Below are 2,509 nucleotides of genomic sequence, written 5' to 3'. Positions count from 1 at the left end.
AAGCATCGGCACGCCCGCCGCCCGGTAGTCGTCCTTGTAGCGCATGGCCAGCGCCCACGTGTGCGGCGGCGTCCAGAAGAAGTTGATCGCGAACATCGCGAGGGCAGGCCACGCGATGGTGCCGGTGACGGCCGACCAGCCGATCATCACGGGCATGCATCCCGCGGCACCACCCCACACGACGTTCTGCGTCGTGCGGCGCTTGAGTAGCAGCGTGTACACGAACACGTAGAACGCGATCGTGACGACCGCCAGCACGCCCGACAGCAGGTTGGTGGCCCACCACAGCCAGACGAAGGACCCGGCCGACAGCAGCAGGCCGAACACCAGCGCGTGCCGGGTCGGGACCACCGCGAGCGCCAGCGGTCTGCGAGCGGTGCGCTTCATCACCTTGTCGATGTCGGCATCGGCCACGCAGTTGAGCGTGTTCGCGCCGCCTGCGGCGAGCATCCCGCCGACCAACGTGTTGAGGATGAGCAGCGGGTCGACCGCGCCGCGGTGTGCCAGCAACATCGCAGGAATGGTGGTGACCAGCAACAGTTCGATGACGCGGGGCTTGGTAAGCGCCAGATATGCCAGGAACGTCTTGCGTATTCGGCTCGGCGCCTCGCCGAAGAGCCGGCGCTCGCGAATGCTCACGCAGTTGACTCCTCGTTGTTTTCGCGGCAGCGCGCAGCTTCTACTACACACGATGGTAGACCGACCTCGGGCGAGGTGAACACCGCAGGGTCGATTCGCGTGAACGCCCGCCGAACTTGACCCATGCCGCCTGCGGTGGTGGGTTGTTCCGCATTAGGGTGGGTACTGAATCAGCTTGCCGACCTGAGGGGTTTATTTCGTGACCACAGTGGAAGAGATCTCCGAACTCACCCGCCCCCACCACCCGGACGACTGGGCCGACGTCGATTCCGAGTCCGTCGACACCGTGCGTGTACTCGCGGCGGATGCCGTGCAGAAGGTCGGCAACGGCCATCCGGGCACCGCGATGAGCCTGGCGCCGTTGGCATACACGCTATTTCAGCGGCAGATGCGCCACGACCCCAGCGACGTCCACTGGCTCGGCCGCGACCGTTTCATCTTGTCCTGCGGGCACAGCAGCCTGACGCTCTACATCCAGCTGTACCTCGGTGGGTTCGGCCTCGAACTCGACGACATCGAATCGCTGCGCACCTATAAGTCCAAGACCCCCGGCCACCCGGAGTTCCGCCACACCAAGGGTGTCGAGATCACCACCGGTCCGCTGGGCCAAGGGCTGGCCTCGGCGGTCGGCATGGCCATGGCGGCGCGCTATGAGCGGGGTCTGTTCGATCCCGATGCCGCGCCGGGAACCAGCCCGTTCGACCACTTCATCTACGTCATCGCGTCCGACGGCGACATGGAGGAGGGCGTCACCAGCGAAGCCAGTTCCTTGGCGGGCACCCAACAGCTCGGCAACCTGATCGTGTTCTACGACCACAACCAGATCTCCATCGAACACGACACCAACATCGCGCTTTCCGAGAATGTCCCGGACCGCTACCGTGCCTACGGCTGGCACGTCCAAGAGGTCGAGGGCGGCGAGAACGTCACCGGCATCGAAGAAGCGATCAAGGCGGCGAAGGCCGTCACCGACAAACCGTCGTTCATTTCGCTCCGCACGATCATCGGCTATCCCGCCCCAACGAAGATGAACACCGGGGGCGTACACGGCTCGGCGTTGGGCGACGACGAGGTGGCTGCCACCAAGAAGGTCCTCGGCTTCGACCCGGACAAGACGTTCGAGGTGCGGGACGAGGTCATCGAGCACACGCGCAAACTGGTCGACCGCGGCCGGGAGGCCCACGAGAAGTGGCAGCCGGGGTTCGACGCGTGGGCGGAGCGCGAACCGGAGCGCAAGAAGCTGCTCGACCGCTTGTTGGCACAGGAACTGCCCGACGGCTGGGACGCCGACGTGACGCACTGGGAACCGGGATCCAAGCCGTTGGCCACCCGCGCCGCATTCGGCCAGGTGCTCAACGACGTCGCCCCCAAGCTCCCCGAGTTGTGGGGCGGCTCGGCCGACCTCGCGGGCAGCAACAACACGACCATCAAGGACGTCAAATCATTTGGGCCGCCGTCGATCTCGACCGACGACTTCAAGGCCGACTGGTACGGCCGCGTGCTGCACTTCGGCATCCGCGAGCACGCGATGGGCTCGATCCTGTCCGGAATCGTGCTGCACGGGCCCACACGCGCATTCGGCGGAACGTTCCTCCAGTTCTCGGACTACATGCGCGGCGCGGTGCGACTCGCCTCGCTCATGGACATCGACACCATCTACATCTGGACGCACGACTCCATCGGACTCGGCGAAGACGGGCCGACCCACCAGCCGATCGAGCATCTCGCGGCGCTGCAGGAGCTGCCGGTCACCTACGTATGGACGCACGACTCGATCGGCCTCGGCGAGGACGGACCGACCCACCAGCCGGTCGAGCACCTCGCAGCGCTCCGCGCCATCCCGGGACTCGACGTCATCCGGCCGGCCGAC

2 protein-coding genes are annotated in these 2,509 nt (G+C 65.9%); one reads left to right on the top strand and one right to left on the bottom strand.

The features are described 5' to 3' along the window. Nucleotides 1–639, bottom strand: a 639-nt coding sequence (locus tag QOD90_RS06745) for a heme o synthase (protein WP_526347925.1), incomplete at its 3' end; no start/stop codon positions are given. 199 nt (nucleotides 640–838) lie between these two features. On the opposite strand from QOD90_RS06745, the gene QOD90_RS06740 reads away from it, so the two are divergent. Continuing rightward, on the top strand, nucleotides 839–2,509 hold a 1,671-nt coding region (locus tag QOD90_RS06740), incomplete at its 3' end, for a transketolase family protein (RefSeq protein WP_526347923.1).

This window comes from Mycobacterium sp., from assembly GCF_032161845.1.
In the GTDB taxonomy this organism is placed as follows: Bacteria; Actinomycetota; Actinomycetes; order Mycobacteriales; family Mycobacteriaceae; genus Mycobacterium.
The sequence above is the reverse complement of the archived record's forward strand: the minus strand, read 5'-3'. Positions and strand labels throughout refer to the sequence as shown.